The 25,283-nt window shown below is 39.7% G+C and carries 21 protein-coding genes and 2 pseudogenes; 4 read left to right on the top strand and 19 right to left on the bottom strand.

The window, feature by feature from the left end:
* Window positions 1–28 precede the first annotated feature (28 nt).
* Window positions 29–460, bottom strand: a complete 432-nt coding sequence (locus tag BMX26_RS06685) for a hypothetical protein (protein ID WP_075530668.1) — start codon at window positions 458–460, stop codon at window positions 29–31.
* Between the two features lie 584 nt (window positions 461–1,044).
* Between BMX26_RS06685 and BMX26_RS09910 the strand changes: the two are divergent.
* A pseudogene (locus tag BMX26_RS09910) lies at window positions 1,045–1,221 on the top strand (hypothetical protein); the annotation flags it as partial.
* Between the two features lie 39 nt (window positions 1,222–1,260).
* Here BMX26_RS09910 and BMX26_RS06680 read toward each other — a convergent pair.
* The 16 genes and pseudogenes from BMX26_RS06680 to BMX26_RS06610 all read right to left on the bottom strand — a co-directional run bounded on the left by BMX26_RS06680 (window position 1,261) and on the right by BMX26_RS06610 (window position 18,531).
* Window positions 1,261–1,488, bottom strand: coding sequence for a Rep family protein (locus BMX26_RS06680; RefSeq protein ID WP_082272505.1), 228 nt, complete (start codon window positions 1,486–1,488; stop codon window positions 1,261–1,263).
* Window positions 1,489–1,760: 272 nt separating this feature from the next.
* Window positions 1,761–2,063, bottom strand: a complete 303-nt coding sequence (locus BMX26_RS06675) for a bacteriocin immunity protein (RefSeq protein WP_075530667.1) — start codon at window positions 2,061–2,063, stop codon at window positions 1,761–1,763.
* 5 nt (window positions 2,064–2,068) lie between these two features.
* Window positions 2,069–2,329, bottom strand: coding sequence for a garvicin Q family class II bacteriocin (locus BMX26_RS06670; RefSeq protein WP_143454876.1), 261 nt, complete (start codon window positions 2,327–2,329; stop codon window positions 2,069–2,071).
* 506 nt (window positions 2,330–2,835) lie between these two features.
* Window positions 2,836–3,120, bottom strand: coding sequence for a hypothetical protein (locus BMX26_RS06665; RefSeq protein WP_075530666.1), 285 nt, complete (start codon window positions 3,118–3,120; stop codon window positions 2,836–2,838).
* Between the two features lie 21 nt (window positions 3,121–3,141).
* Window positions 3,142–4,170: a MobV family relaxase gene (mobV, locus tag BMX26_RS06660; protein WP_075530665.1), complete on the bottom strand. Its 1,029-nt coding sequence runs from the start codon at window positions 4,168–4,170 to the stop codon at window positions 3,142–3,144.
* A gap of 326 nt (window positions 4,171–4,496) precedes the next feature.
* Window positions 4,497–4,754 (bottom strand): hypothetical protein, encoded by a 258-nt coding sequence (locus BMX26_RS09905; RefSeq protein ID WP_412771408.1) that lies wholly within the window; start codon window positions 4,752–4,754, stop codon window positions 4,497–4,499.
* Window positions 4,755–4,784: 30 nt separating this feature from the next.
* Window positions 4,785–4,943 (bottom strand): annotated as a pseudogene (locus BMX26_RS09900) (Rep family protein); the annotation flags it as partial.
* Window positions 4,944–5,376: 433 nt separating this feature from the next.
* On the bottom strand, window positions 5,377–7,194 hold the full coding sequence (locus BMX26_RS06650) for an alpha amylase N-terminal ig-like domain-containing protein (RefSeq protein WP_075530663.1): 1,818 nt from the start codon (window positions 7,192–7,194) through the stop codon (window positions 5,377–5,379).
* A 90-nt stretch (window positions 7,195–7,284) separates the two neighbouring features.
* Window positions 7,285–8,091: a maltodextrose utilization protein MalA gene (locus BMX26_RS06645; protein ID WP_075530662.1), complete on the bottom strand. Its 807-nt coding sequence runs from the start codon at window positions 8,089–8,091 to the stop codon at window positions 7,285–7,287.
* Between the two features lie 154 nt (window positions 8,092–8,245).
* A complete protein-coding gene (locus tag BMX26_RS06640) occupies window positions 8,246–9,112 on the bottom strand; it encodes a sugar ABC transporter permease (protein ID WP_082272503.1) in 867 nt (288 codons plus the stop codon).
* Between the two features lie 10 nt (window positions 9,113–9,122).
* On the bottom strand, window positions 9,123–10,379 hold the full coding sequence (locus BMX26_RS06635; RefSeq protein WP_173647631.1) for a carbohydrate ABC transporter permease: 1,257 nt from the start codon (window positions 10,377–10,379) through the stop codon (window positions 9,123–9,125).
* Window positions 10,380–10,452: 73 nt separating this feature from the next.
* Window positions 10,453–11,703, bottom strand: a complete 1,251-nt coding sequence (locus BMX26_RS06630) for an extracellular solute-binding protein (protein WP_075530660.1) — start codon at window positions 11,701–11,703, stop codon at window positions 10,453–10,455.
* Between the two features lie 172 nt (window positions 11,704–11,875).
* On the bottom strand, window positions 11,876–13,639 hold the full coding sequence (locus tag BMX26_RS06625) for a glycoside hydrolase family 13 protein (protein ID WP_075530659.1): 1,764 nt from the start codon (window positions 13,637–13,639) through the stop codon (window positions 11,876–11,878).
* A 10-nt stretch (window positions 13,640–13,649) separates the two neighbouring features.
* Window positions 13,650–15,329, bottom strand: a complete 1,680-nt coding sequence (locus BMX26_RS06620; RefSeq protein WP_075530658.1) for an alpha-glucosidase — start codon at window positions 15,327–15,329, stop codon at window positions 13,650–13,652.
* Between the two features lie 181 nt (window positions 15,330–15,510).
* Complete coding sequence (locus tag BMX26_RS06615; RefSeq protein WP_075530657.1) at window positions 15,511–16,455, bottom strand: LacI family DNA-binding transcriptional regulator; 945 nt, start codon at window positions 16,453–16,455, stop codon at window positions 15,511–15,513.
* 135 nt (window positions 16,456–16,590) lie between these two features.
* A complete protein-coding gene (locus BMX26_RS06610; protein WP_075530656.1) occupies window positions 16,591–18,531 on the bottom strand; it encodes a sucrose-specific PTS transporter subunit IIBC in 1,941 nt (646 codons plus the stop codon).
* A 285-nt stretch (window positions 18,532–18,816) separates the two neighbouring features.
* Between BMX26_RS06610 and BMX26_RS06605 the strand changes: the two genes are divergently transcribed.
* On the top strand, window positions 18,817–20,301 hold the full coding sequence (locus tag BMX26_RS06605; RefSeq protein WP_075530655.1) for a sucrose-6-phosphate hydrolase: 1,485 nt from the start codon (window positions 18,817–18,819) through the stop codon (window positions 20,299–20,301).
* Between the two features lie 17 nt (window positions 20,302–20,318).
* A complete protein-coding gene (locus BMX26_RS06600; RefSeq protein WP_075530654.1) occupies window positions 20,319–21,302 on the top strand; it encodes a LacI family DNA-binding transcriptional regulator in 984 nt (327 codons plus the stop codon).
* Window positions 21,303–21,375: 73 nt separating this feature from the next.
* On the opposite strand, the gene BMX26_RS06595 is transcribed toward BMX26_RS06600, so the two are convergent.
* Together BMX26_RS06595 and BMX26_RS06590 are read right to left on the bottom strand one after the other, a co-directional pair.
* Window positions 21,376–22,185 (bottom strand): endonuclease/exonuclease/phosphatase family protein, encoded by an 810-nt coding sequence (locus tag BMX26_RS06595; RefSeq protein WP_075530653.1) that lies wholly within the window; start codon window positions 22,183–22,185, stop codon window positions 21,376–21,378.
* Between the two features lie 79 nt (window positions 22,186–22,264).
* Window positions 22,265–24,463 (bottom strand): PTS transporter subunit IIBC, encoded by a 2,199-nt coding sequence (locus tag BMX26_RS06590; protein WP_075530652.1) that lies wholly within the window; start codon window positions 24,461–24,463, stop codon window positions 22,265–22,267.
* Between the two features lie 371 nt (window positions 24,464–24,834).
* Between BMX26_RS06590 and BMX26_RS06585 the strand changes: the two genes are divergently transcribed.
* Entirely contained in the window at window positions 24,835–25,191 is a 357-nt protein-coding gene (locus BMX26_RS06585; protein ID WP_075530651.1) for a CAT RNA binding domain-containing protein, read from the top strand.
* The last annotated feature ends 92 nt before the right edge of the window (window positions 25,192–25,283 follow it).

The raw sequence follows: 25,283 nt of genomic DNA, 5'->3' as shown, positions 1-25,283 counted from the left end.
GGAAGATTCCAGCGACCTTTTTTATTAGCTATTTTTGCTTCAGTCCCACAAAAAAGAAGAGCGGTGCAAATAAAATAAACAAGGTACTCATCACTAGTGCTTTAATAAAGCCATAACCGTAATCGTATGAAATGGTGTATAGCGTTGAATACTCATAAGGATTAACGCCAACTCCCTTTGTTGACCACGGGCCTGGTTTGGCTGCTGCAGCCGTTTGATTGTGATATTGATCCAATTTATTTTGGTTGTCATTTGCATATTTGGCGCTAAACCAATTGGGATGCATATTTCTGAAAAAAGGTAGTAACAAGACCGTAATCAGCAAATAAACTTGATACCAGGCAAATTTGAGACCTGTCGTTTTAACATCACCCAAATATAACAAAATAAGCCCCAAGCAAATTAGCCCAATCAAAAAATACCAAAGCATACGCAATACATGTAAAAATTTTTCTTTCATGTAAGTCCCCTCCAATTAGTCTGATTAACACTTGAAATAATATAAATTAAGCAAATTGTAATTATCTAATATATAAACAACCTTCTCATGCATCATCCTTTTTAATCTATATCCTTTACCAAAACGCTGCATATTTTATATGTCACAGCATTTCACTTTGCTTCATTTTTTACCTCAAAGCATACGCTTATGCCTTTGTTAAAAAACGATTAACATTCACTTTACATTATATTAAATTTCCCTTATAATGGCAATGCTAAAATATTGAATTTAACTTTTTTCGCTTCAATTATTACAAAAAAATATCTTTTGGGAGTGTGATGACAATGGTTGAAACTAGATGGTCGTGGGTACGACAATTATATTGGGGAATTGTTTTATTTATTATTTTTTTTGCAGCAAATATGTTCTTTTTTGATGAGACGCTGCTCTTCAAAACATTGCTAAACTTATTTATTGCACTGCTTTCACTTTGAATTGCTTTTTTTGCTTTAAAAACATTTAAAGTAACGCCTATTCGTTTAAAGACTAACCAATTTAACAAGATATATCTTTTATTATTCGCATTTTGCCTGTTGCTCTTTATGCTTGCTAGCCCTTTAGCTAGCCTAAAAGCAATGCTTCATTCCAAATACCTGCCTTTAGCCTTGTTAAGTACTTTTACTGGCAGCCTTTTTGAAGAGGCGATTTGTCGCGGCCTAATTCTATCAGCCTTTTTAGGCTGGTCCTACTACAATAGTTTTAAACATTCTTTTTTAATTTCAGCAATTTTATCTTCGACTCTCTTTGCCTTGATGTACTTAACCAACTTTTTTAGCGATACTCCTAGTCTTACCGTCAAAGAACAGGATAATATGCCAGTGAGCTTTCTTGACCTCGCCATCAGGGTTTACGTCCTTATCATGGAGCGGACTCTCGACCCAAGGAATATGATAATCACTCAAAATATCCCGCCAGTTCTCAGGTGCACTCTCGGGATAGACTACAAAAGTCCACATTCTTGCTCGTTGATCTTTACTTTTTTCCATAAAAAAACCTCCTAAATACATAACTTTCATCAAGGAGGTATCTCTCGAATATCATTCAATCAGTTAGCAAAAAAAGTATAGTGCTATACTTTACGAATTTTCTATTTGATAAAAAGGGCACAATACCTTATAATTTTACTCTAGGATAACTTCCAGTATCTTTCGCCAAAAAGAGTATGACTGCAAGTTATGTTTTTTTATTTACGGTATAAAGTATACCATATCCAAATAAAAGGGACTTAGAATAAATCTAAGTCCCTTTTATTTTAAATTTAAAACATCCAGCCCGTCATAACCAAACCACGAGCCCAATTCAGCTCTATTTGTCCATAACTGGAAATTTTTTTATAGAAGTTACCAACCGCAGAACTCATCTTTTTATTCTTTGATAAATTTTTAATTGCTAGCTGACGCAACCCAACTTCTAAATTCATCAATTCATTCTTAAAATCAGCTTTACCAGTCATTCTATTCTTAAAATTAACAAGTATAGCACGCTCATCTTCGTAAACATCAACATCTACTATAAGATTATAAACATCGTTAATAATCTCTTCCTCTGTTATTTTCGACATTATACTTATCCTCTATAATTCGGATGGTAATATCCTCCAGCAAGAGAACTTACCCAACCATTAGCCATAACACCTGTAACAGCTTCAAAAGGTGACTTCGTGACTTTATAATCCCACTTACCATTTCTATACCTACAAGAATATCCATTCGCTGCATAATATACCGGTTTACAATAACCTGAGTTTGCAGAAGCATTATTGCCCACACTCAAAAAAATAAAAGAACAAAAAACAGCAACTAAACTAAGCAAAATTTTTTTAAACATTTTAACACCCCATTCTTTATAAAGAATAGCAAATAAATTTTTCTAAATCAACACGAAATTAAAAGTATACTTTGTGGGTTTCACCCACACCCACAAGCTGAGCCAGCTTGACCGCTATTCCACTCGCCGTTCAGGCGTCGGAAAGTCATTGCATGCCTTTCCTTAGCTCTCAGTGTCTTGTTACTGCAGTCAAAGCAAGGGTTGCCCTACGGCGTCTCGCTGTCGCTTGCCCCTTGCTTTGACATCTACTTCCTGCTGGCTCTCGCCTCCGATTTTTGTTTTGTGTTATACTTAAGTTACGAAAAGATAGTGCACTTCGCTCACCTCCTTTCACAATCCCAAACAGGAATTGCAATCGGTTAGCGCCGAATGCTATTTAAGTATAGCAAATACAAGCTATCTACGCATAGAAGCTCTTGTACGGCTAGCACGAGCAACTTTAGGCGTATTTAGCAATCTCTCTAGCTCTCTCAGGCGTGCTAAAATCGATCAAAAGATCATTAGCCCTAAGCAACACTACTATTTTTCAAAAAGGTTGCTCTTGGTCTGCTAGACTTATCTTTTTTCCCAAAACTTCTATCAACATCAAGAAGTGACCTTGCCGGTGATAATACATTCTTGAGTTCATTAGGTTTTGGGTTTACATACAAAAAGCGATTACTCTCTCCCAAAACATCACCATCAACAACCGTTTCTTCAGTATAGGCTGCTAGATCCGGATTTATCCATTCCTTAACCTTAGACGTTATCTTAGCTTGTCCAATATTGACTTTATCAGTAACACCATTCAAATATCTAACTAAAGACTTTTTCTATCGATCGATATTGTTAATTAACTGTTTTCGTATATCCTTAAACGTCTCACTGGCAGACTGTTCAAATTCTTTAACATTATTTACTGGTGTACTATCATCATTCGAAATAAATTCCATATCATTAGCAATAGACTTCTCCGGTTTCAAAATACGAGCTAGAACCTTTGTATCTGTATTTATAAAGTCTGTAACCGACCCCATAAAAATAGTCTTTTGAAGCCCATCATAGAAATAAACAGGCTCATCACCAGCTGGAATAACATCATGTTCTTTCAAAACAGAGTTAATAGTGTTTGTAACGTGTGATATTTTACTATCAAACTCAACTTGCAACGCCTTATTTTGCTGTTCTAAAACCCTCTGCTGAGCCTCAAGTTCACGTTTCTTCTCTAGTTGTATCTCGTAAGACTGCTCTAAACTCGCCAACTCGTTCTTCATCTCTTTATACTCGGAAACGGTCAACTTCTTACGCTTGCTATCTTTTTCGCCTCGTTCAACATCAAACCCCGATTCTTTCAATCTCTTTGGCAATTCACTCTGAACGTCCCTCAACGTGTTTCGATCGAATACATCTTTAGCACATAGTCTCTTATACTGAGTAATAGGGACAATACCCATATGCATATGCGGTGTACTTTCATCCATATGGACTTTAGCATACACTACATTCTCACTGCCAAATTTTTCTCCAAAATATTTAACCAACTCGGCAAAATATTCACGAATCTGCTTACTCTCCATACCGATAAAAGCCTCTGGTGAAGCTGAAACAACCCATTCAGCTAGCACGATAGCATCTTTCCTTACTTTCCAAGAACCTTTCCGATTTAGAGAAATATTCTTATTGACGCAATCAACATACGACTCACCTTGAACCTTAACTAGGTCAAAATTAAATCGAGATCTTAACGGGTCAATTTCTTTATTTGAATGTTTACTGGTCTTTCGTTCGTTATGAATCTCGATACCACCCAAATTACTTGAGTTAAATTTTTTCATGGTAGCTACTACAAAGTTTTTTGGCATTTTTTTGCCCTCCTATTTCCAGAATAAACTCAATCTAACAGAGAATTTAAATCTTGTTTTTTGGGGGCAAAATTTTACAAGCTATAAAAAAGCCACTTGAAAAACTGTCGAAATTAGAACGAAGTATAGATAAAAAATAAAGTATAGTGAAGTATAGTGGGTTCTGCGAGGCTGTTTTTTTTTTGCATAAGTCTATGCAAAAAAGTGGGTAGACTTTCAGCCTACCCACTAGCTCACTTTTTTATCAAAAAGTATCGCTCGAATGATTGCTGATCTATTACGCAATCATTCCTGTAATTTTTCCCGAGCATCGAGCTCGAAAAAAATTAGCCCTTTTTAGCCATTTCTTTCACTTTAGCTATATTATCCGCTAAGTAGTCTTTCTTTTCTTCTTTAGGATGGTTCTCTTGATATATCGAATCGATCGCAGCTTTAATAACTAACGTGTTATTATTAGCGACTATATCGAACCACTCATCTTGTCCAGTACTCAAGCAATATCGCAAAAAGGACGCAAAGCTCTCAATTCTGCTATCTAAGATAAACTCCATCATCTCCCGAAGAACAGCACGTCTAGAACTCAAAGAAAGGGCAAAATACTCTTCAATATCAGCCCCGCAGTGGCAGATAATCTCATCTCGCTTGTACTGGTACTTCTCGGGGTTGTCCATATGTATCAGATACCGCACTAACCCTTTTGCATTCGCTGTCTTTTGCGGTATAGGAGCGTTTAGAGCATCCGTAATCTCTTGGACTTGCTCAAAGCTCTTCTTACCTTTAAAGAAATGCTTTGTGCCTTCTGTTTTGGACTTGTCTTATGCATTAAGATTAATCACTAACGGCCTAGCTACACCTATTATCTTTCACTTCATCCTGGAATTACTGTTAAATAATTATTCTATCGGTGTAATGTTCACACTTATACCTATTTTTGCTCTAAGCCTTTTTGCCTTATATCAGCTTGATCAGGCTCAAAATGCCTTAAAAAAAGTTAACTTAATTTAAAATAAAAAGCCGACAACCACAATTTACCGGCTTTTTTGATAAAAAAATGTCCCTGCCTGGGAAGCTTGGGACATCTTTTTATATGGTATATATTGGAAAGTTTATCAAGCATTTCGCTTTGATATTCATTATAGCTTGAATCAGTGTCTTTTCAATGAAGAAATACGCACTAATTAACTAATTTATCGCATATTGTGTCAGCTACAATTTTACAATTATAAAGCCGTACTGGCCTAACCGTGCATCTTTGTTAAGCAAATTTTGGCTCAAAATCAGCTGCGCATTTTCAGGCACAACAATCTTAATACTGCCATAGCCTAAATTAAAGCACATAAAGAAGCGCTCATGGCGATATTTGCGGACAAAGGTCATAATACCTGCTTTGTTATTAATCTGTCCCCATTCAAAACTGCCCTGGGTAAAGAGGTCGACATATTTACGCCGCATCGATGTAAGCTGGGTGATAAACCGCTCCATTGTTTCATTTTGCTGCTCTTTTATCCACACCATAGTCGGCTGCAAGGCCGGATTTTGCGGTTCAAATTTAAAAATATCGATCTCATCTTCGGACGGCGCTTGCACTTTTTGGGTTGAAAGTAACGCTTCCGTTCCATAAAACACACTTGGTGTTTGCACCTGCACAAAACTGAAAGCCAAAATAGCCCTCATTAAAGCTTCATTTCCTTGGCACATCTCGCTAAGCCGAATCGTTCCCGGTCCATCTAATTCAATGATATTTAACGCCGCCATTTTATTTTTAATAGCTTCATTAACCTGGCTTTCTGCTAAATCAGATGGTGCTAAGCTATTTTTGATAAAGGTACTTTCAATATCAAAGGCATAAGCATTATCAAAACTGGCTGCTAGAACATTTTCCGCCAAAGGCATCGTTTGAAAATGGCTTTTGCCAACTAATAAAACATTTTTATCCAAAGCTTCCAAACTTAATTTGAGCTTCAATTTAAAAGCTTCCGGCAATTCGTCCGCATCATTTAAACACCAGGCGTCAATCCCAAAATGCCGGGTCCAATAAGTAAGCACATCTAAAAAGAAATTCTGCACTTCGGGATTTCCCAGGTTTAACCTAGGCTGGTGCGGATTATGGTCAACAGCTTCATAAGTCAAAGTCTTGGCATAATCGGCAATATCTCCGGGAACATAGCGTACGGGATATTTATCAATCAAAAACCATTGGGCATAAGATGATTGTTCGCTATATTGGCGCACATCCTGCCATTCCAGTGAAAAATCGCTCAGATGGCTGCAAGAAATATCCACCATCACATGCATATTATGCTGGTGCGCTTGCGCAATCAATTCTTTAAGGGTTTCCTTGGTACCAAAGGCCGGATCGACTTGGTAAAAGTCAATCGTATCAAATTTGTGGCTTGAATAAGCGGCAAAAAAAGGCGTCAAATATAGGCCATTAAAGCCGAGGCGACTGATATAATTCAAATGATCGCTAATCCCCCGCAAATCGCCGCCAAAAAGGCTGGCTTGAGTTGGTTTGTCATCCCACCGGCTGCAATTAGCTGGATCAGTCTGCTCATCGCCATTGGCAAAGCGGTCTGGCATAACTCGGTACCAAATGGTCTTTTTAGCCCATTGTTCGTCATAAAAAGCCCCTTCATTTTGCAGATAAGGGGTCACAAAGCCCCGCATCTGCATGACATTGTTCAAATTATATGTTTTAACGGCTTTCGAATCATATAAATATTCGCTATCATCATTTGCCAGCAAATGAAAGGCATAAACTAACTTATGCTTATCCATCACAGGTAAGAAAGCTTCCCAATAGTCGCTTTTGCTGTTAGCCAAAATTTTGACCATTTCCATTTGGTCAAAAGCCCACGTATCACCTTCAACTTGGTTTAAAGCAGGCTCTTTAGGCAAACCATACAGCACCTTAATTTTGCTAAAATCATTATGCTTCGTCTTTAAGCGCACACAATATTGCTTATGGTTGGTTAAGTAGCCCATTTCACTTTCTGGGCGGTGATAAATTGCTGCTTTTTCCATCTTCTTTACCTCACCTCATTTACAAGTCTATTATAGCGTATTCAACGCCTAAGACTAAAAAAAAGAGGCTTTTTAGCCCCTTAAATTTATCTAATGCTCTGCCAGATAATAATCGTTAAAATGCGTCTTTGCATAAACAACCAAGAATAAAATGACGACTGCAAGCGATTGTATCATCAGCATCAAAGCCATATCAAAATGCAATGTTCCTAAAGCAAAGGCGATAAAAGATGCTGGTCCCAAGATGTTTAACATCACATTCAAGGATTCCTTAAATGAATCAATGGTTATGGCTGGACTATGCTTGCCTAGCCATAAGAAGAAGCTGCCCACGCCTAAAATTAACAGGTCTGTCATCAAAAACAGGCTGCCCACTAAAACCATCATCGAAAAGGCAATTTGTGCTTTATTACGCAGGTACCAAGTCTTAATCAGCTGCTCTTGCCACTTACCGCTGGTAGGCGTTAAAGTGCTGGCATAGTACAGTTTATAGGTGATACCTTGTTCCCTGAAATAGAAATATTTATCGCACAAAACGACGGCTGCTTTGGCTTTATTAACCTGTTTTTTAGTTAAATTAATCCCAATGAGCTGGCCTTTTTTTTGCTTAATAACCTGACTTTTTTGGAAATGATATTGGTCATTAGAAAAGTCCGTCTTCTTCACGATACGGTCTAATTGCTGATTGGACAGCATCTGCTTGACAACCGGCATATACGCGTTAAGATCAACTTTTTGCTGGTGTTGATAATATAATGGAACCGGTATCAACATTAGCATAAACAAAAAAACTACTACAAAAAGCATTTGCCACAATTTTAATTGTTTACGGTTCGCAAACATTTTTTTCGGTGAAGCCCAGGCTGCAAAATAGCTGGCCGGAAATTTTTCATTCATCTTTACAACCTCATTTCGTTTCTGATGTTACTGTAATTATAACACATTTTGCAACCGTTTGCAGAGTTTTTTCAAAATAAGCCTAGCAAATACTGCTAGGCCCTTAGCAATTATTTTATTGTATTGCCCCTAAGCACACCATTAGGGGCAAGCTTTACCCTTTGGCACCACCAGCGGTTAAACCTGTAACAAAATATCTTTGCAAGAAGAAGAACAAGGCACAAATTGGTAAGGCAATTAAGATAGCCCCGGCCGCAAATAAGGCGACCTGCTGGTCTTTAGGATCGGAAATAAATTCCTGCAATCCTACCGCCACCGTCAAGTTTGATTCTTCACGCAGAAGGTAGCGGGCTGTCATGTAATCGCCAAATGGTCCCATAAAGGCCCACAAAGCTTGCACGGCAATCATTGGTTTTACCAGCGGCATCACAATTTTCCAAAAAATCGTGAAGTTGCCGGCCCCGTCTAACTTAGCCGATTCATCAAAATCATACGGCACTGTATCAAAATAGCCTTTCATCAGCCAGGTATTCATAGGAATCCCGCCGCCGATATAAATCAAAGTCAAGAACCAGTCATGGTCAAGCCCGCCTAAGAGCATTCCTAAGACATAATATGCTGTCAAAGCAGCCATCGTCGGCACCATTTGAACAACTAAGAAAAAGGTTAACGACCATTTTTTGCCGACAAAGTTATACCGCGAATAAGTGTAGCCTGCCAGCGTAATAACAGCTACCTGGATAATCATAGTAAAAATGGAAATAACCAACGTATTGCCATACCACGTTCCATACAGGGTATTGGTAAATAATTCTTTGAAATTATTCAAAGTCCATGGACCTGAAAAATCTAAGGTAAAGGCCACCACATCGCTGCGCTTAAAGGCCGTCATCGTCGTAATCAGGAGTGGATAAATGATAATTACCGCTAAAATGACCAAATATAAATAGGTCAAAAAATGTTTCAAAAAGCGGCTTCTTTTAATCGAACCGGCTTTTTTAATTTTGATTTGTTCTGCCATCAAACCCCTCCTAATCCATCTCAAAAGCACGTGTCTTCTTAAAGACGGCCAAAGAAACACAAATCACAATTGCCGAAATAATCAAGGTTACCGCCGAAGCTAACCCATATTGCGGCGTTGTCCCGGTTGTCAGCTTATAAATCCATGAAATGAGGATATCTGAATTACCGGCCCCGCCGCCAACATCTCCGGGACCCCCGTTATTGAAGAGGTAAATGATAGAGAAGTTGTTGAAGTTGAAGGTGTATTGCGTCACAAAGGTTGGTGCTGCTACCCCTAAAATCGCCGGTAAGGTAATGTGGTTGAATTTTTGCAGGGAAGTAGCTCCGTCAATTGTTGCTGCTTCATATAAATCTTGCGAAATAGACTGCAAAATACCGGTTACCAAAACGTAAATATATGGGAAGCCCAGCCAGCCTTGAATCATGATCAAAGCCACTTTAGTCCAAAACGGATCGGTCATCCAGCTGATTTGAGGTATGTTAACCGGCAAGAAATGATTCAAGAATGGAATCACCTGGACATTGATGGCACCGGCTGAATCATTGAAGATATTTGAAAAACTCATTATCGTCACAAAAGCCGGTACCGCCCATGGCAAAAGAAAGATAATCCCAAAGATTTTCTTACCTTTAATAAAATCTTGATTAGCTACCACAGCAGTAAAGACCCCTAAGACAATCTGCAAAGTTGAAGCACATAAAGTCCAAATGACTGTCCAGCCAAAGACCGCATTAAACGTTGCCCGGTAAGAGCTCAGCATGAACATATCATGGAAATTTTGAAGGCCTATCCAGGAAATCAATGAAGCCGGCGGAATGTGGTTGAAATCATAATTGGTGAAAGCCATCAGCAAGGTCACAAAGACAGGTAAAATGATGGTAAAAATCATCAAAATATAAGCTGGAAAAGTCAGCAGGTAAGGAAAGCCTCCTTCAACAATCGATTGACCCAATTCTTTAAAAGTCTTTGGAATATCCTTTCCTTGATTGATTTTTTCAGCCGTATGCTTGGCATCCAGCAGGTTGGCCCCGTAAAAAATCACAAAAATCACTGTCAGCAAGACTTGTAAGGTCCCTCTAACCATCAAAAACATGGAATGATCGCGGCCAGCCACCGTGCCTAAAGTTACTAAACCCTTTAGCGCACCAGCACCAAAAACAATCATTTCGATTACAAATAATAAGAAAATGCCTAAAAAGATGCAGCCTTTAGCTTTTTGTCCATTTTTAAATTGCCCCAAACCCGGCAAAAGCGACAGCCACATATTTTTTTTAGGATCTAGCTTCTCCACATTAACTCCTCCTTTATGCCTATTTTTAAACTAAAATACCCTGATCTTAGTCCTTATATTTTTGTTCAATGGATTGTTTGATTTGCTTAACAGCGGCATCAGCTGCTTGCTTTGGTGTCTGCTTACCGGAAGCGGCATTGACAACCAAGTTTTCAGCCCCGGTCCAAACTTCGGCCATTTCTGGCAAGTTAGGCATTGGTTCCGCATCTTCGAACTGATTGATAACCGCCTTGGATAATTCGGTCCCGTGCTTGACGACATACTTGCGGGCATTGCTGTTAGCCGGAATTTCTTGGATATCTTTGTAGAATTTTTCTTGATTCTTGTCATTTGTCAAATAGTCGATGAATTTTTGACTCAATGCTTTATTTTTGGTGTACTTGGAAATAACCCAAGCTTTGCCACCGCCAAAGGCTTGATATTTCTTGCCGTTATCTAAAGTTGGAATGGTCGATACCCCGTAATTGACCTTAGCCTTTTTGTAAGTTGCTGCCATCCATGGTCCATCAATAACAACTGCTGTTTTACCGGACGTAAATTGGTCAGTGATAAAGTTTTCGTTTGATGTCGTTGATTGCATCCCTTTTGGCCAAACCTTAGTAAACCAATTGGTGATATAAGTCAACCCTTCAACCGCACCAGCATTGTTTAAGCCAATCTTTTTAGGGTTGGTGTTATTACTCCCAAAGACATAGCCGCCATAACCCTTAATTAAACCGTAGGCATTGTAGAAATTCGTCCATTGGCATAAGAAGCCGACATTTTTTGTCTTATCGTTAGCATAAGCATACTTGCTGTCCTTTGAGATAGCTTCCAAATCCTTGAAGGTCTTTGGTGCTTGTGAAATCAAATCTTTGTTGTAGTAAGCAACCAAGGTTTCAATAACCGCCGGTTCACCATATTGTTTGCCATTCAAGGTAACTAACTTCTTAGCGTTTGAATCATAACGTCCTGAAACTAATTTAACATTGGCTAATTGACCCTGCTTGCCTAACACCCCAACCCGGTCAAATGGCGCCATCATAACATCTGGTGCTTTGCCGGCAGGCCCATCAAGTTTCAAAGCATCCAAGGTTGAAAGTGCATCCTTGGTCTTAACGACAACCTTGACGTTGTTATCCTTTTCAAACTTGCCCTTGATATCGTTGATATAATTCTTATAACCTTTATCAACCGAAATAGTGATGGTCTTCTTGGCAGAAGCTGAATCGCTGCTCTTATTTCCGCAAGCTGCTAACGAAAATGTTGCTCCCAAAACGGCTGCCACGACACCAGCATTTTTCACATATTTGTTCATAGTAAATCCCCCTCTAGGTAATTCGTTTTCTTACAACTCTAATTATGTTGCATTTAAAAAAGTTATGCAACCGATTACAAATTGTTATCGGTAACAAGTTTACCGTTTTCATAAAAGATTAACCCTTTTTACAACAAAAAAAGCTGGGAAAATCACGTCTTCCCAGCCCATATTATTCCTGTGTAATCACAAAGCCACGGTGTTCAATTGTTTTGCCACTCACACACTGTGACATTAAAATGTTACCTGAGCTTGCAAAAGTCAGCGGTTCTTGACCCAAATTGAACCAAGCGTGCAACTTCTTTGGCCCCCAAGTTCGAATCACTTCAAAGCAATCTTTTTTATCATCAGCATGTACAAATTCAAGTGTTCCAAAAGACAAGGCTGCAGTCTCATCCAACCGCAAATGAATCAATTGTTGCATAAATTTAAGCATCTGTCGGTCTTGTCTTGTTTCATCCCAAATCATACACTTGCGGCAGCCTGGATCATAACCGCCATCTAATCCGACTTCCGTTCCATAATAGATGCAAGGAGTCCCTGGCAGCATAAACATGAAGGCCAGCGTCTGCTTTTGTAAATCCTTGTCACCATGGCATAAAGTCAGCAAACGCGCCGTATCATGCGTATCCATCGCATTTAACATAACTTGGTTCGTTTGATCACGGTACTTCATCAAATGCTCTTCAAGCATCGAAAGCATTTGGCTTAAAGAAATCGCATTTTTGACGAAATGTAGCGTAATAGCTTCCGTAAACGGATAATTCATCGCGCCATCAAATTCTTCCTGGGAAAGCCACGGCTGGGCACTATGCCAAACTTCACCAACCACATAAAAGTCAGCTTTCAAAGCATGCGTGCGCCGGTAAAATTCTTTCCAAAAATGATGGTCAATTTCATTGGCAACATCTAAACGCCATGCGTCAATGTCAAATTCTTTAATCCAGTATTCGGCAATTTCCAGCAGATATTCCTTGGCTTCTGCGTTACTGGTATCAATTTTAGGCATATGCGGGGTCGTAGCAAAGACTTCATAGGTCAAATCTGTTGCATGCTCTGCGTTAGCGGTCTCTTTATATGAGACAGGGAATTGGTTAATATGAAACCATTTTGCAAAGCGCGACTGCGCACCTTTTTCTTTAACATCCTGCCATTGCATCGAAAAATCGCCCATATGATTGAAAACAGCGTCAAACATGACACGCATCCCCATAGCATGTGCTTTATCAATCAATTTTTTTAAAATCGTCTTATCACCAAAAGCAGGGTCGACTTCAAAATAATCAATCGTATCATATTTGTGGTTGGAACTTGCTTTAAAAATAGGGCACAGATACAGTCCATTCACGCCCAATTTTTTAAGATAGTCCAGATGGTCATAGATACCCTTCAAATCACCGCCAAAAAAGTTCGTTGGGGTGGGATTTGCACTGCCCCATGGCAGAGTACCTTGAGGGTCATTAGTTTTATCCCCATTGGCAAATCTTTCGGGGAAAATCTGATACCACACCGTGCGTTTCACCCAATCCGGCGTCTTAATCCAGTCAACCTCATGCAAGTAAGGCATACGAAAACAATCTAACCTATCAATATTAGCAATTGAATATGACATGACTTTACGGTCATCATATAAAATTTCCTGACCATCAGCCCCCACCAAATGAAAGGCATATTGCAAACGATGCAATGGCATCACGACTTCAGCCTGATAAAAATCATGGAAACGGCTGGAAAATAATTTTTTCATGACGATTTCGTCATGTTCCCAAGTACTTTCATCTTTCTCATTAACTTTATTGCCATAAGGATCGCCGTAGAGCAAAATAGCCTGTTTTACATCATCTTTTTTGGTTTTCAGGCGAATCTGAAAGACATCTTTGGTCTTAAGGTAAGCCATTTCGCTATCTGGACGATGATAGAGTGCTGAAATTTCCATCTAAATCCCCCTATTCTGTCATAAAAACTAAACTTGAAAATGGAGCTAGCGTCAAGACATTATCCTCATCCAGGCTAAGATTCCCATTTTGCAAGACGATATGCTTATCAGAAAGGCTGCCCTTTACCTGATACTTGACCGTCTTATCGCACAAATTGCAAATAATATAAGCTATACTGTCATTGAGCATGCGCGTATAAACATACAAATCATCACTGGTATCTTCCAAAACAAAGTTTCCTTCAATAAAGAGTGGCTTTTGCTTTAAGTGTAAAACCTGCCGATAGTAGTTCAAAATACTGCTAGGATCGGCTTGCTCGTCCGCTACATTGACACCATTTTCCTTACCATACTTCCATGGTTTGGTGGCTGAAAAGCCGTAGTACTCAGCATGATTCCACTGCATTGGCGTTCTAGAAGCCATCTTGTGACTTTCAGAAAGCATTTTTAAAGCTTCCTCTTTAGCAAGGCCTGCTTTCAAGGCTTCATGATAAAAAGCCGTTGCCTGCTGGTCTTCAAAATCTTCAATCTTGTCGAGCACGGCCGCCTCCATCCCGATTTCTTCACCATAGTAAACACAAGCTAAACCCCGTTGCAAATACATCAAGGTTGCCAACATTTTGGCAGCAGCTTTTTTATGAGCACTGTTTTTAGCTACCTTGGTTAAAATTCGTGGCAAATCGTGATTATTTAAGTACAGTGTAGGATAGCTGATACCTTGCAGCCTCTTTTGCCATGAAACCATCGTATCTTTAAAGATATCGATTCGAAGTGGTAAAGGCTGACCGAAGGCAGGCAAAGCTGGATTTAATTTGCTTTGGTCATTTTCAAAATAACGGAAAGTTACCACTGTGTCACATAATTCTTTTTTCGGATCAGTGTAATCAACTGCCAAATCAATATCAGCACTAGCTGCTTCACCCAAAATAAAGAGATCTGCTTTATACTCACGCAAGTTATGAATAAATTCATGCAAATAAGTTTGAACGAGCGGGAGATTAGCAAAGAACATCTCCGCAACTTGCGGTCCTTTTTTGCCATGTGACGGCATATTTTGTGCAAAATCAGCCTTAGCGATATGAATAAAGGCATCTAAACGAAAGCCGTCAACGCCATGATCAATCCAAAACTTGGCAATGTCAATCATGGACCTCCGCACTTCAGGATTTCTCCAATTCAAATCCGGCATCCTTTTGTCAAATAAATGGAAGTAATAACTATCCTCATCTTGGGGATCTTTTTCCCAAACACTGCCACCAAAAAAAGAACCCCAGTTATTTGGCAAAGCATCGTGACGCCCTTTTTGCCAAATATAGTAATCACGGTATAGACTATCGGGATTTGCTAAAGCATCTTTAAACCATGGATGTTGATCTGATGTATGATTGACCACAAAATCTAAAATCACATCAATTCCTAATTTATGTGCGTTTTTAACTAATTCATCAAAGTCACGTAAAGTCCCCATTTTCTCATCTAACGCATAATAATTTGAAACATCATAACCATTATCAACTTGAGGTGATACAAAAATTGGATTAAGCCATAAAGTATTGATACCGAGATCTTTTAAATAGTCTAATTTGCTGATGACACCGCGTAAATCGCCGATACCATCTCCATTTGCGTCTTTAAAGCTTTTGGGATACACCTGATAAATAATCCGATCTTGATATTTTTTAATTCCCACAGCAGTCGGCCCCCTTAATCGTTTTTCATTCAATTATGAGTGTAGCTTCAATTTGCTTTCAACGCAAGCGGTTTCATAATGTTATCGATAACAAATCGCATCATCAATCATCCTGCAACTAAAGTCATTAATATTCAACCTAAAATAAGCGGCAAGGAAATCCTCGCCGCTTATTTTTTATCTAGGTTGTACCTCTTTTAATCAAAGTTGGTTCAATTAACTTAAAGCCCTGCTTTTGGCCTTTTTGGGAAATTTTTTTAAGCAGCATTTCTCCGCAAATTTCGCCTAAATTGACAATATCCTGCTTAATGGTCGTAAGTTGCGGGGAGGCAACTTTGTCTAAAAAGACGCCATCATAACCAATCACGCCATAATCTTCTGGAATTTTACCGCCTTTATTTTGAATAGCGCGCTCCACACCCACTGCTAGCCGGTCACTTGCACAGACAAAAAACGTCTTTTTAGGATACTTCTCCCATAATTGACTGATTTTAGCTTCACTAGTATGTGAATGGTTGTTAATGCGGACTATTTCAGGTTCCAGTAAATGCTGTTGCATCACCTTTAAATAGCCGCGTTCCCTGGAATATTCAAAAGGCTCACGTAGATTAATTCCGACAAAAACAATCCGCTGATATCCACAGGAAAGAGCGTAATTTGTCGCTAATTCTCCGCCTGCTTGGTTGTTAATATCTACAAAATCGTAGCCGTAATTATTTTCGCCATACAAAACGACCGGCTTTTCCAACCGGCCAATCCATTCATAATCCTTGTCACGCATTCCAGTAATAACATATCCGTCACAGCCGCCGATATCAAAATTTTTATTAGTCATCAGTTGCAAGGAGTACTGTTTTTGACTCAAAGCCCGTGACAAACCAATCATCAGATTCATATAGTGGGGCTCAACATTTGACATTTCCTCCAGGATAAAAAGTTTTATGACCTGCGTTTTATTGCTAGCTAAGGCTTTAGCTGCGATATTTGGCCGGTAATTGAGCTTTTGCATCGCTTGAAAGACTAAAGCCTTTAATTCATCAGTCACCTGATCCGGGTGGTTAATCACCCGCGAAACGGTCATCTTCGACACATTGGCTTCATTAGCAACATCAGCTAGTGTTGTCATGATCACATCCCCTTTGTAAGCCTTCTCAATCAAGTATAGCAGATTTCCAAGCGAGCGGTTGCATATTTTTGATCAAAAAAACATCTCTTCACAGTGAAGAGATGTTTTTCTTTTATTAACACATTAGATCAATTATTAGATTGTAAGAGCAATCAAGTTGTCACCATGCTTTACATCTTCGTGGTTAACACGAGTTACACTAGCATAGTTCTTGGTGTTAGTAACAACAACCATTACAGTTGTATCGTAGCCAGCCTTCTTAACGGCGTCCAAGTCGACAGTCCCTAAAATGTCGCCTTTTTTAACGTGTTGGCCTTGAGCTACATTAGAAGTGAAACCTTCACCCTTCAAGTTGACTGTGTCAATACCGATGTGGAGCAAGACTTCGGCACCATTGTCCCCCTTAATACCATATGCATGCTTTGTCTTGTAAGCAACTGTGATTTCACCATCAACAGGTGCATAGATTGTGCCATCGCTAGGAACAACAGCAGCGCCGTCACCCATCAACTTTTGTGAGAAAACTTGATCGTTAACTTGGCTTAAATCAACGGACTTGCCATCAATAGGAGCCAAAACTTCACCATTTTCAACACCGGAAACAGCATTTGCTTCAGCAGTGTTTTCATCAACTGGTGTAGCATCACCAGCTGGGTTTTCAACAGCTAACATTAAATCGCTGTGGCTCTTGCCGTAGAAGTATGTTACAGCAAAGGCAATTGCAAAACTGATAGCTTCGCACAAAACGTACATTGGAATTGACTTAGCGTAGATTGACAAGAAGCCGATTACACCAGCTGAACCCAAGGAAACAGCGATAACGTGGAACAAACCAGCAAATGCAGAAGCAACACATGAACCAATCAAAGCGCAGAAGAATGGGAAGCGGTACTTCAAGTTAACACCGAACAAAGCAGGTTCTGTAATACCGAGCAAAGCAGAAACAGTTGCAGATGATGTCAAACCTTTTGTCTTTGAATCTTTTGTCAAAGTAAAGATTGCAAAACATGCAGCAGCTTGTGCCATGTTAGCCATAGAAGCAACAACGAAGATAAAGTCACCATAACCAGTGTGGTTAGAGTTGAAGGCTGTAAGCAATTGAGTTTCGATAGCTGGGAAACTTTGGTGTAAACCAGTCAAAACGATTGGTGAGTAAACAGCACCGAACAAACCTGTACCAACAAAGCCTAAAGTATCGTAGCACCATACAATGCCATTTGTAACAGCATCAGACAAAGCACGCATTACAGGACCAACAGCTGCAAAAGTAACAAAGGCTGTGATCAATGTTGAAAGTAATGGTGTAAATGTAAAGTCAACAGCTGATGGTAAGTGCTTGTGGAACCATTTTTCCAAAATTGACAAAATCCAAACAGCAGCCAAAACAGGAATAACTTGGCCGGTATAAGCTGAAAATGAAACATGCAAACCGAAGATATCCCAGTACTTGAGGCCTTGGATAGCAGCTGGATTTGTAGCTGTAATCGTCATCATCAGACCCATTGTAGCGCCTAAGAATTGGTTACCGCCGAAACGCTTAGCAGCAGACATACCAATCAAAACAGGCATGAAGGTAAATGGAGCAGCAGAGATAACAGAAATCATTGAAGATGTGCCGCCCAAAGCTGGGTACATTTCAACTAAAGACTTAGCACCAAACAACCCTTCAGAAGTAAAGAGGTTGTTCAAAGCCATAAGTAAACCACCGGCAACCAAAGCTGGAATAAGTGGAACAAAGATATCTGACAAAAGTTTGATGAAGGCCATAACCGGATTGTTCTTTTGGCCGCTTTCAGCAACCTGCTTCAATTCATCAGTTGAAGCTTCCTTCAAACCAGTAGCTTTGATTAATTCATCATAAACAAAATCAACATCCCCTGGTCCGATGATGATTTGATATTGACCATTTGTCTTAAAAGTACCTTTAACATCTGGGTTAGTATCCAAAGCTCTTTGGTTAACCTTAGTGTCGTCTTTCAAAACAAGACGTAAACGTGTAGCACAGTGAGCAGCACCAAGCATATTGTCGCGACCAACAGCTGCAACAACATCTTGAGCAACTTTTTTGTGATCCATGAGATTCACTCCTTTAACATAATCCTATAATAATTGCTTAATAAAAATGATTTTCCGTAAGCGTTTCACATAGCTTACAAATACTATGATAACGCATTCTTGAAATATGTCAATCGTTTATCATGTTTTTTTCAAAAAAAAATTTAGTTAACCTCATAATCCTTATTAAATCAGTGTTTTAGTATGTTAAACGTTTGACATAAGTTTCAATTAACGCTACAATAAAAATGTATTTAGACAACGTTTTCAAAAAAATCAATCTTTATCACACAGGAAGGTATGTATATGGAATGGACTCGTGAAATGCGTTACCGCTCTTATGGAGATTGGAGTGCGCAAACTTTATTAGAATTGCAAGCCAACGCTTTAAAATCAACTTTTAAATTAGGCTATCATATTATGCCAAGTTCCGGTCTGCTTAATGACCCTAATGGTTTTTCATATTATAATGGATATTGGCATGTTTTTTATCAAGCTTATCCCTTTGGGGCTGTGCATGGTCTTAAATCTTGGTTCCACTTGCGTTCCAAAGATTTAGTCAACTGGGAACCTTTAGGCCTTGCCTTAAAGCCCGACTGCAAATATGACAGTCATGGGGCTTACTCCGGTTCCGCTAAAGAAGTTAACGGTAAACTTTTCATTATGTATACTGGTAATGAACGTGATGAAAACTGGGTCCGTCACCCGCATCAATTAGGTGCTGTTATGGATGAAAATAACCAGATTACCAAATTGCCCCAGCCTTTAATTGAACAGCCTAAAGAAGTGAGCGAACATTTCCGTGATCCGCAACTCATTTGGCACCGTGACGCCTACTACGTCATCATTGGTGCTCAAGATGAAGCAACTAAAAAGGGTAAAATCATCTTATATAAGTCTAAAGATCTCGAAAAATTCACTGAAATCGGTTATTTGGACTTTACTGACCAAGATATGGGTTATATGATTGAATGCCCTAACTTAGTCTTTATCGATGACCAGCCGGTTTTGCTTTTCTGTCCGCAAGGCATGGCTCAAAGCGCCTGCGCTTATGATGACATTTACCCTAACTGCTATTTAGTCGGTGATAAAGTCCGCTTAGATGCCGGTAAGTTTGAAAGCAGCCATCAAATTAAAAACTTTGACGAAGGTTTTGACGTTTATGCCAGCCAGGCTTTCAATGCGCCAGACGGTAAAGTCTATGCCATCAGTTGGGTCGGCTTGCCTGATGTGGACTACCCTTCCGATAACGAAGGCTGGGCTCATTGTTTAAGTCAGGTCAAAGAACTAACGCTCAAGGACGGACAATTATACTTAAGACCAGTCAAAGCTATGGCTGACCTCAGATACGACGGCCAGCCTTTAACAGCTACGCCTGCTATCCAACAAGTCCAAGAACTTGTCGCAGACAGTGGCAACCAATATGAAGTAAAATTAACTCTAGCTGCTAACCAACAAGGTACTTTAAATCTAGCCTATGATCCTCAAACAAAACAAAGTCTCAAAGTTATTTTCGATACTGAAGCCGGAACTTTAACTTTAGACCGGACTGATTGCGGTCAAAGTTTCGCAACGGATTATAAGACAACCCGCACAGCTGAAATTAAGCCGCATGCTGCACTTGACTTAGATATTTTTATCGATAATTCCTTATGTGAAATCTTTGTTAACGGCGGCCAATTTACGATGACATCCCGTTTCTTTATGGAACCCGGTGTCCGTCAAATTAACCTGAAAGCCGACCAAGCCGTTGCTTTCCGCGGTACCTTCTGGAAAATGCGCAGCATCTAAAGTGAAAGGACGATTTTATGCGACCAAAACTGACAGATGTCGCGACACGAGCCGGTGTATCACCTACGACTGTTTCACGTGTCATTAATAACCATGGCTATATCAGCGAAAAAACGCGGCAAAAAGTCATGCAAGCCATGGATGAACTAAACTATCAACCCAACTCCCTAGCTCGCTCTTTACACGGCAAAAGCACCCATTTAATTGGGGTCATCTTTCCTTCCATCACCAATCCTTTTTACGCTGAATTGGTGCAGCATGTGGAAGAAAGATTGTTTAACGCCGGATACAAGGTGATTTTGTGCAACTCGGCCCAGGATAAAGAAAAAGAGCGCGACTACTTAAAAATGCTTTTGGCTAACCAGGTTGACGGCATTATTGCCGGGGCTCACAACCTGGGAATTGAAGAATACAATAATGTCGGCTTGCCGATTGTTTCCTTTGACCGCCATTTATCTGATACCGTCCCCACGGTCAGTTGCGACAACTACCAAGGGACAATGCTGGCAACTAAGGCCCTCTACCAAGCCGGTGCCAGACATATTTATTTCTTGGGTAACCCGCAAAAAAGCGGCAATCCGACTGATAAACGTTTGCAGGGGTATTGCGATGCCATTGATGAACTAAGCTTATCTCGACATACACATACGGTCAGCTTTACCGAGTCTGCCTCTTTAAAATTGTATTCGATCAGAGAACTGCTCACTAATTGCCATCCCGACGGCATTGTCTGCACCGATGATTTGACAGCCCTGTTAGTTTTGCAGGTAGCTAAGGAATTACAGCTCAAAGTCCCCGAAAATCTTAAAATTACCGGGTTTGACGGTACGGAGCTTATTCAAACCTACCATCCGGAATTGGCGACTGTCATCCAACCGTTAAGCGACATCGCTTCCGTCTTAGTCAATGTTTTGCTTTCAAGAATTACTAATCCAAATGGGCAGCTGGCACAAATGGAGTACACTTTACCGGTTACTTTTAAAAACGCTGACTCAATTTAACAATAAAAGCATCTGCCTGTGGCGGATGCTTTTTAATTGAAATAAAAAAAGCAGCCTTAGGCTGCTTTTTTTGCTATTTAGTTTGACAAAATACGCCCCGATGGTCACTAATCACCGGACCTGTCTGCCCGTCAAACACAACTTCACTTAAAACGGGTTCAAATTCCGCTGTGGCAAAGATAAAATCAATTCTTAAAGCCTCGCTATTGCCTTCCCAGCCGTCAATATCAGCTTCAATGGTTGGCCCGCCGCTTTTTTTTCTGGCAGCTTGGTAGGTATCTTGTAAACCAAGTTCACTGTCCAAAATAGCTTGATAGCCTTTGGTTTGGGCAGGATTATTAAAATCCCCCATCACCACCAAAGGATGCTTTTGTGCCAAAGCCTGAACCGCTTTTTGCCATTCAGCTAAAAAACCATCTTTAAGCCAAGAAAAGTGGGCGCTGACGGCATAAAGCTCTTGACCGTTAATTTGAGTCTTAGCAACTAAGATGCGGCGCGTATGATAATCAGTCGGATCATCGGTCTTGGAGACCACAAAACTTTGGGATTCCAGCGGTTCTTTTGCTAAAATAGCCACCCCTTCATTAAAATGATCATAGCCGATATGGTTGTAGGCATAGCTGAAGTAGTAGTTAGCCCCCTTGTCTTTGAGATAACGCACTAAAGCTAAAGCATAATTATCTTCATGCAGGGGAAACTGGTCTGGCACAGGACAAAAGTTATCAATTGGCCCTATAACAGGGCTGTCTTTTTCCTGATTAATTTCTTGCAGACAAACCACATCGCAATCCTTTTTTAAAATCATTTCGCCTAAACTTTGCAGTTTAGCTTCAATATTTTCGCCCATCAGGGAATGGGTATTCAAAGTTAAAAAATTTGCCATCTTACTCTTTCCTTTCACCATAACTCTTTTTAAGATAACAAAAGGGACTGGTCAAAACCAGCCCCTTTTGCAAGACATTTTAAAGCTCAACCGTTCCAATGACTGTCTTAGCAGACATTTGACCGAGATTGTTCAGTTTAACTGACTTTACAGCTGTCATATTTGTGAATGCAACCACAACTGTAGTCCCCTTGCCAGCTTGGCGTACTTGATCCCAATCACTCACTGCAAGCAGGTCACCGCGTGAAACTTCTTGGCCTTCTTTGACTTTGACATCAAATGGAGCGCCCTTAAGTTCAACTGTGTCAAGACCCATATGAACTAATACTTCAAGACCATCTTTAGTTGTGATGCCTAAAGCATGTTTTGTTGGGAAGACATTGGTTACCTTACCAGAAACAGGAGCATAAACTTCTTTGCCAGTTGGTTCAACGGCAAAACCATCACCCATCATTTTCTTTGAAAAAACAGGGTCTTTAACATCTTCAATCTTAATTACTTGTCCATCAGCAACACTGGCAACTTCTTCAGTTACACCTTTAAATTCAGCTTTTGTTTCTTCTTTAGCTTCATTGCCTGAAAAATCAACAACAGGAATTTCAACGCCTGAATCAAGCATATCTTGCACATCAGACTTCAAAACGTCTGCTTTTGGACCATAAACAGCTTGCACACCTTTGTCTTTGATAACAAGTCCCAAAGCACCAGCATGCTTCCAATTTTCTTCAGAGCCTACTTTAGAAGGATCCTTAACTGTTACACGCAAACGTGTCATGCAGGCATCAACGTCTTCAATGTTAGCACGACCGCCAAGCAAGTTGATAACTTTAACAACTTGTGAGTTAGGATCTGCTTTGCCATCTGAAGTTGTAGCAGATGTTGCACTTGCATCGCTTACAGTATCATCATTGTAGTTGCCATTGCGGCCTGGTGTTGCAAAGTTAAACTTCTTAATCATGTAGTTGGCAACGAAGTACATGATAACACCAAAGAGAATAGATACCCAAACGAAGTTGATAAGATCGCCGGCAAGACCAGCTTTAAGTGCCATTGGTGTTCTAGTCAAAAGTTCGATGTTACCAAATGAGTGAACACGAAGATGAACTAAGTCAGCCATAGCAAAGGCACAACCTTGGATAACAGCGTAAACGAGGTAAAGTGGCATTGCGATAAACATGAACATGTATTCCAATGGTTCAGTAACACCTGTCAAGAAGACAGCAAGTGCTGAAGAGATATACATTGACTTGTATTGTTCACGCTTGTCTGGATCAACGTTGCGGTACATAGCGTAGCAAAGACCCATCAAAGTACCAGTAGCACCAATCATTTGACCAACTTTGAAACGAGCTGGTGTCCAATGTGTCAAAACATAGTGGTACTTAGCCATATGGCCAGCAGCCTTCAAGTTGAAGAGGTCAGTTGCCCAAGCTAACCAAAGTGGATCTTGGCCGAATACTTGGTGACCTGCTTGTGCACCTGTCAAAACAGTATATGTGCTGCCTAAAGCAGTGTAGTTCATAGGAATAGTCAACATGTGGTGCAAACCAAATGGTAAGAGCAAACGTTCAAGTGTACCATAAAGGAATGGTGCAAGGAAACGAGCACTGTCTTGAGATGTAGCAATCCAGGAACCAAAGGCATTGATACCAGATTGTGCAACTGGCCAGAAAGCAGCCAAAATCAAACCGACAATAACAGAACGGAACATAACAACAAGTGGAACAAAGCGCTTACCATTAAAGAATGATAAAGCATCAGGCAACTTGCGGAAGTTGTAGTACTTGTTGTAGGCTGTAGCACCAACAAAACCAGCGATAATACCAACAAACACACCCATGTTCAAAGCTGGGTAGTTGAGCACGTTGATGAAGTAATCAGCAACGGCAATCTTTGTCCCAAAAATGGTATGAACATAAGCTTTGGAGTTAGTTAACATATCAGTTGAAGTAACCCCATAAACAACAGCGGTTACACTGTTTAAGAAAATAAATGAAAGGCCCGCAGCAAAAGCACCGCCAGCACGTTCCTTAGCCCAGCTACCACCAATAGCTAAGGCAAATAAGATATGCAGGTTGTTAATAACACCCCAACCAATTTGAGCCATCAAAGCCCCAAGTGATACCAAAAAACCAATCTTAGGATTAATCAATGGAATGACTGTCCCAAGAGAAATCATCAAACCGGCGGCAGGCATAACGGCAACAACAACCATTAAGCACTTGCCAAATTTTTGCCAAAATTCGAAGGTAAAAATTTCTTTGAATGAATTTTTCATCCTTATAACTCCTTTACAATAAAATAATTGCTAAAATTGTAGAAACGGTTGCATTTTTAATGCAATCGGTTTCATCAACAATTCTTATTATAGCCTATTTTTATTTTTTGTAAACCCTTTATTTGATTTTCTTTAAGTTTTTTTCGAAATTGCTTTAAAATTATCGCACACGTTTGCATTATTGCAATATCAGCTTTTTTCTCACTGATTTGTCCCAATAACTCACCAAGTGAGCGCTTTAAAAAGATCAGTATTAAGTTTTTTGAATGCAACCAGCTTTATTTAAAAAGTTCATTTGCAAGTATTATCTGTGAACGTTAACATTAAATTTATTAGATATACCAATTATAAGAAAAAGGGGGGATATAAACGTGAAATTCATCAAAAATTATAATAATAACGCTGCCTTAGTTGAAGACCAAAATCATACTGAATGGATTGTTTTAGGCAAAGGTATCGGCTTTGGCATGAAAGCCGGCATGGACATTGATGACACAAAGATTGCCAAGCGGTTTATCGCCGAAGATTCCAAAGATTTAGAACCGGAAAATTTCAAAGACTTAAGTCAAAAGGCCATGGAAGCTGCCGGAGATGTTGCCGAAATGTCCAAAGAAAAATTTGGTATTGCCTTCAATGTTTTTGAACTACCTACGATTAAAATCGTAGGAATCGCTTCACGCGATTACATTACGTGTACATTAAAAAAACGATACACGCTCCGAACCTAGTTATAATGACTGGAAATACCGCCACTATAATAAATATATAATATTCACTAATTATCGCACCCATTTTGACTCGCTCAGGGTGATACGCATAA

The organism is Ligilactobacillus sp. WC1T17 (genome assembly GCA_900110005.1).
GTDB classification, from domain to species: domain Bacteria; phylum Bacillota; class Bacilli; order Lactobacillales; family Lactobacillaceae; genus Ligilactobacillus; species Ligilactobacillus ruminis_A.
This window is presented reverse-complemented; position numbering and strand designations above follow the sequence as displayed.